The sequence below is a fragment of the Cupriavidus sp. NPDC089707 genome (genome assembly GCF_044748965.1).
Lineage (GTDB): Bacteria > Pseudomonadota > Gammaproteobacteria > Burkholderiales > Burkholderiaceae > Cupriavidus.
The window spans coordinates 343183-349182 of the sequence record NZ_JBIVHB010000005.1; the positions used below are offsets into that span (position 1 = coordinate 343183).

Annotated in this window: 5 protein-coding genes and 1 rRNA gene; 2 read left to right on the plus strand and 4 right to left on the minus strand. The window is 64.2% G+C overall.

Annotation, left to right across the window (positions count from 1 at the left end):
- Nucleotides 1-19: 19 nt before the first annotated feature.
- Nucleotides 20-490 carry a universal stress protein gene (locus tag ACIP1U_RS11690; RefSeq protein WP_400314835.1) on the plus strand — a complete coding sequence of 157 codons (471 nt, stop codon included), beginning with the start codon at nucleotides 20-22 and terminating at the stop codon, nucleotides 488-490.
- Between the two features lie 66 nt (nucleotides 491-556).
- Here ACIP1U_RS11690 and ACIP1U_RS11695 read toward each other — a convergent pair whose 3' ends face one another.
- The 4 genes from ACIP1U_RS11695 to ACIP1U_RS11710 form a co-directional block, all read right to left on the minus strand.
- Nucleotides 557-835 carry a DUF1488 domain-containing protein gene (locus tag ACIP1U_RS11695; protein WP_029046679.1) on the minus strand — a complete coding sequence of 93 codons (279 nt, stop codon included), beginning with the start codon at nucleotides 833-835 and terminating at the stop codon, nucleotides 557-559.
- 148 nt (nucleotides 836-983) lie between these two features.
- Complete coding sequence (locus ACIP1U_RS11700; protein ID WP_400314836.1) at nucleotides 984-3116, minus strand: FUSC family protein; 2133 nt, start codon at nucleotides 3114-3116, stop codon at nucleotides 984-986.
- Nucleotides 3117-3504: 388 nt separating this feature from the next.
- Nucleotides 3505-4749, minus strand: coding sequence for a nucleoside recognition domain-containing protein (locus tag ACIP1U_RS11705; RefSeq protein ID WP_400314838.1), 1245 nt, complete (start codon nucleotides 4747-4749; stop codon nucleotides 3505-3507).
- A gap of 56 nt (nucleotides 4750-4805) precedes the next feature.
- Complete coding sequence (locus tag ACIP1U_RS11710) at nucleotides 4806-5192, minus strand: DUF488 domain-containing protein (protein WP_400314840.1); 387 nt, start codon at nucleotides 5190-5192, stop codon at nucleotides 4806-4808.
- A 623-nt stretch (nucleotides 5193-5815) separates the two neighbouring features.
- Between ACIP1U_RS11710 and ACIP1U_RS11715 the strand changes: the two genes are divergently transcribed.
- Nucleotides 5816-6000: ribosomal RNA gene (locus tag ACIP1U_RS11715) — 16S ribosomal RNA — on the plus strand; the annotation flags it as partial.

Consider the following 6000-nt stretch of genomic DNA (forward strand, 5'->3'; position numbering starts at 1 on the left):
GTCGACGGAGGTAACGCACATGGCAAGCGCGGCTTACAGCAAGATCGTGGTGGCGGTGGATGGCAGCAGCACGTCCGGACTGGCACTGGCCGAAGCCATCCGCGTAGCGGCGCCGGGCGGTGCCACGGTGCTGGCGCTCTATGTCGTCGACACGGGTACGCCGATGTTCGACGCCGGCTACTACGACCCGAGCCAACTGCAGAAGGCGTTCGAGGAAAGCGGCCAGCGCGCGCTGCAGTACGCCGCGCAGCAACTGTCCGCGGCTGGCGTGCCGCATGAAACCCGGCTGGTTAATGAGGCGCCCGTGCCCGGCGATATCGGTGCGTCGATCAACGCCGCTGCGCGCCAGTGGGGCGCGGATCTGCTGGTAATCGGCACGCACGGGCGGCGCGGTGTGCGCCGGCTGGTACTTGGCAGCGTGGCGGAAGCGGTGATACGGCAGTCGACCATGCCGGTGCTGCTGGTGCGCGGCGAAGCCAAGGCCGACTGAGCAATCGAAAGACGCCGGGCTGGCCCGGCGTCTCGGTTTGGATGCAGTGTCAGTCGCGGCAGGGGGTCATCCGGCGAAGCGGAAATGGCCGCTGCGCAGCACGATCTCGCGCGCCTGAGTCAGCTCGAACAGGCTTTCGGCGAGGCTTTCGATGCGCTGGCGATTACTGGTGAAGGCGGCAACCAGGTCTTCCTCGCGCGGCGAGCGCGCACCGAAGTGGGCCTCAAGGGCTTCCGCGGTGACGGAGTACTGGGTCGGACTGCCATTGACCGTAGCGGGGCAGGACAGCGTGAGGCTGGCTGCGCAGTAGGTCGGGACGCTGCGAGGGAACGTGATCTCAGGCATGGCGTACCTCGTGCTGGCGACGGACGTATTTAATTATTGTAGGTCATCGCAGCCTTCCGTAAAGGGTCGCTAAAGGGTTCGTAAAGGGGTCGTAAGTGGACTTCGACACGGCGGCTGCCGATGCTACGGCGCGGGTTAGCCACGCACATCAGCTACGACGTACGCGCCAGCGTTCCTTCGGCTTGCGGACAGTCGTCCCGAGCACGCGGAGTTCGGCCACCGTGGCATGCGCGGCGGCGATATGCGCGCGGGCATAGTCGGACTGTTCGGCCAGGAACATATCAATGGCGCCGGGTGCGGCGGCCGGCTCCGGCGATGCTTCCGGCCAATTTCCGTCGCTCGCGGCTACCGTGCCCTCCACGATGCCTGGCCGCATCGCCAGTTCCGCGAGTCTTGCCTCCAGCCAGGCCATCAGCGCGCGTGACGCGGCGCTTGCCGGCAAGGGGAACGCGCCGGATTCGATCCCGGCGCGTACCACGCCAGCCAGCGCCGCCATGCGTCGCGCCGTGGCGTGGACTTGCCGGTAGGCTTTCGCACAGGCTGGTGCCAGCGCGCTGGCCGACTGCTCAAGCGTGTGCTCGGCACGGTTCGAGGCGCGGCCGGCGGCGACGCGCAAGGCCTCCAGCCGTGGCGCGCCGGAGGTGGCGTTACCGTCTGCCACGCGTGCGGCGGCAAGTGCGGCGCGCAGATAGACGGCGTTGACCGTCACGGCATCGATGGCATGACGGAACACCCGCGACATTTCCACGCGCGGTGCCAGCAAATAATAGGTGGCCAGCGCGATCAGGCAGCCGGCAGCCGTGTCGACGCCGCGCAGCGCCGCAAAGTGGCTGCTGTCGAGAGTCGGTGCGGCTACCCAGGAGAACAGGATCACAGCCGGCGTCAGGCAAAACGCGAACCCCCCAGGCTGCCCGGCCAGGCGGTTGGCATACGCCACCGCAAGGAAAACGGCGCTGATCCCAAGGGCGAACGCCGGCGCAGGGTGGAACAGGCTGATCACGCACGCGCACAGCGCGCCCGCCAGCGATCCGGCAAAGCGCTTCAGCGACACCTGGCGTGTCGTCTGCAGGCGGGGGCTCAGCACCATGATCACCGTGACGGCGACCCAATAGCCATGGTCGAGCTGCCACAACTGCGCCGGCACCAGGCAAAGGCTGCCGGCCAGCGCCAGCCGCAATGCATGGCGAGCCGCGACGGCATCGCGTGCCAGATGATCCGCCACGCTGCCCAGCAAGCGGGCGGCGCCGTGACCCGCGCCGCGCTGAGGCCACGCGAAGCCAGCGCGCCAGGCATCAAAGCCGGGGTAGCGGGCCAGTGCCGACAAGGCGGATTGGTATGACGGCGGGACGCCGGTATTGGGACCGGACGCGGTCAGCCTGCGCAGGTCATGGCGCAGGGCGGCGCTCAATGCGGGCAGGTCAGGTGCATGTCGCGCCAGGGCTTCCCTGGCCTGGTCGCGGGCGTCGGCCACGCTGCGTGCAATATGGCGCAGCGGCAGCCCATGGCCGCCATGGGCTGCACGGTCTCGCAGTTCGCCTGCCACAATGAGCATGGCGAAGACGGCGTCGGCGATGCCGACGGCATAGATGTAGTGCAGCAAGTGGACGGCGTCGCGCAGGCTGCGGCGCGCTTCGATCGCCTCACGGGCAGCCTCGATCCGATTGCGCAGATCCTGCTTGCAGGCGGCAAGATCGTGGCTGTCCGCGCTGTCCGCAAGTACGACGGCGAACTGTACCAGCGCCTCATACACGGCCAGCACTTCGCGTCGCGGCCGCACATCGCGTTCGGACGGGATCAGCGCCAGGCAAACCAGGCAGGCAAACATGCCACCACGGAGATAGTCCAGTCCGCTGTGCAGGGCCAGTGGGGCCAAGTCCCCGGTTGCGCCCGGCTGCAGGGAGGCGGCGACCAGTACCACGTAGAGCAGTTTGGCTGCCAGGGCGGACGCCGTGCCGCGAACCTCGGCCAGTCCGGCGGCCAGTCCTGCCGCCATGACCACAGGCAAGGCGAGCCATGGCGTCGGCGCCACGGCCGTGCCCAACGCGCTGGCCAATGCGCCGCCGATACCGACAGCGCCGAGGCTCGACAGCCGTGCGGACGCCGTACCTTGTCGGTCTGCCAGACACGTCCAGATCGACGCGGTGGCCGACCAAAGGTAGCCCTGGTCGCTGGTTAGCCAGCCGACACAAGCAAGCGCGAGGTAAGAGAGTGCATAGACAAGCCCGCGCCGGAGCAACGAGGATTCCGGCCAGAAGCGGATCAGGCAGGCGGGTAGCGACATGCGGGGCTGGACAGGACGGGTACGCCTGGTTGGCGTGACCTTCGTGTGGCCACTCTACGACAGGTATTGGTGCGTCGCAACAAAAGCAGGCGGATAGAACCGCGCTGCCATGCGATGCCCTGGTCAGGGGCGGCAAAAGGCACTAGTGGTGCGTGATGCACAAAGCCTAAGCCTTGCTGGCGCTTGCTGCGTAACGACTGTTGCAGTGGTCGGCCTCAAGGCAAAAAAAACCCACGCAGGTTGTGCGTGGGTTGGAATCCACCGAGGTGGTGGAGGAGACAGACTTCACTATACACGGTTTGTTGCGTCGCACCAAGTGCAGTTGTATCAATGTCTGGCGATACGCACAATGACGTTGTATTCATACAACAAGACCGAGTCGCCATCGCTAGCGAAACAAATAAGCCGCGCCTACGGCACAAAAAATGCCGACGGCATCTGCCACCAACGCGCAGCCAAGCGCGTGCCGGGTGTTCCGCACATTGATACTGCCGAAGTAGACCGCCAACACATAGAATGTGGTTTCGGTCGAGCCCTGGATGATGGCCGCAAGGCGTCCCTGGAATGAGTCGACCCCATAAGTCGTCATCACGTCGACCATCAGTCCGCGCGCGCCGGCACCTGACAGGATCTTCATCAAACCGACCGGCAAGGCCGGGACAAACTCGGTATTGATGCCGAGATGCGCAAAGCCCAGCGTCAGCCAGCCCATCAGCACGTCCATGCAGCCGGTCGCCCGGAACAAACCGATCGCAACCAGGATGGCGACCAGATAAGGAATGATCTGCACGGCCACGCCGAAACCTTCCTTGGCGCCGTCGATAAAGGCCTCATAGACGTTGACCCGCCGCAGGGCACCGCAGACCAGGAACAGCGTGATCAGCGACAGGATAAAGCCCGCGCCGGCCAACGCCGTCGCGCTGCCGACCTGCTCGGGCGGCGCTTGCTTCAGCCAGGCGAACATGCCGGCGAGTGCCGCAGCAACTGTGCCGAGTGCAACCAGCACGGCGGGCCGCAGTACATTGAGCCGCTGTACCCAAGCGACAGCCAGCAGACCGGCAAGGCACGAGCCACCGGTGGCCAGCAGCGTCGGCAGGAAAATGTCCGCCGCATTGAAGCCCACCAGCCCTTGCTTGACGGCAATTGCCTGTCGGATTGCAATGACCGAGGTCGGGATCAACGTCAATCCGGCCGTATTCAGCACGATGAACATGATCTGCGCATCGGTGGCCACGTCCGGGCGACGGTTCAGCGTCTGCAACTCGCGCATGGCATTCAGCCCGAGAGGCGTCGCCGCGTTATCCAGGCCCAGCAGGTTAGCCGACACATTCATCATCATGGCGCCCTGCGCCGGATGTCCCTGCGGTACGCCGGGAAAGAAATGCCGCAGCAATGGATTCACCAGCCGGGCAAAGGCGTCGACAACCCCGGCGCGCTCGCCGATGCGCATGATCCCCAGCCACAAACTCATCACGCCCGCCAGGCCGAGCGCGATCTCGAAGGCCGTACGGGCACTGTCGAACAGGCTCGACAGCATGGCGGGGAAGACAGCCAGGTCGCCGCTGGCGAGGCGAATGCATGCTGCGACAAAGGAAACCAGGAAAAAGCCGAGCCAGACAACGTTCAGGGCCATCGGATTGCGCAAGCGAAAAGGTCAAAGCGGGAATCCTCCCGCACGGCAGGGGTGGATCAGCCGAACTTGGCGCCGCGCTCGGCCAGCAGTTCGCGCAGCACCGACCTGTGGCAGTGCGCCTCGTCTTCGCAATAGCAACCAAGTGAAAAATTGGTCTGGTGCGACAGCGCAGCCAGCAGGTCGAGCGTGCGGCTTGGCTCCGGCTCGGCCATTTCCTTACGGAAATGCCGGACGAATGCTCGCCATGCCTTGTCGTCCGCTGCTGCCTGCGCCTGCGCGACCAGCTCCGGGGTCGGAGACAGGGCGGGGTACCAAATATCGTAATAATCACGGCTGGCGAACTCGGACTTTGCTACGCCGCGTGGCGGCCGCCGCACAGTACCAATTCGCAGCCCTTCGTCTGCTGCGCGTGGCGTTCCCAGTCTTACGATTCGGATGGTCATGGAAGATCCCGCATTCGGAATGCTCGCGCGGCTGCACGAGGCTGAAGCCCAGATCATGAATCAACGGGTCGTGCATGACAAACATCTGCACCTTTCTGTGACATCTATATAGGAGGGCGCAACATCGGCGCCGGCCCACCTCGGAAGGGGAGTTTGCGCCACCTCCATGACGAATCGAATTATTTCCTGAAACCCCTTGCCAACCCCACTGACGTCCCTTAATATTCGCCCCCTCGCAACGCAGCGCTGCAAGGCAGCACTGACAAGGGTTGCGGGGTCGACCGGGAGGTTGGCGCAGCGAAGTTGGCGCGCTGACCGCAGCAAAAAAAAGATTGCTGCAACGGTTGACGAAACGAAGAAAGCTCTGCATAATCTCGTTTCTCTGCTGCAGACAACGCAGCGCGCTGAACGGCAAAGCCGGGAAGCGAAGCTCTTTAACAAACAAACAACCGATAAGTGTGGGCGCTGGGTAGCGGACGCCACTGTCTTCGGACGGTGTTGCTTCAAAAGTTATCAGTGCTCGCACAGCAAAACGTGACTGGGTCTTCGGATCTGGTCAGTCAGTTTTCTGAGAGTGAGCGACCGCTCGAAAGAGCGAGACCCGCGAGGGTCACACAGAGATTGAACTGAAGAGTTTGATCCTGGCTCAGATTGAACGCTGGCGGCATGCCTTACACATGCAAGTCGAACGGCAGCACGGGCTTCGGCCTGGTGGCGAGTGGCGAACGGGTGAGTAATACATCGGAACGTGCCCTGTCGTGGGGGATAACTAGTCGAAAGATTAGCTAATACCGCATACGACCTGAGG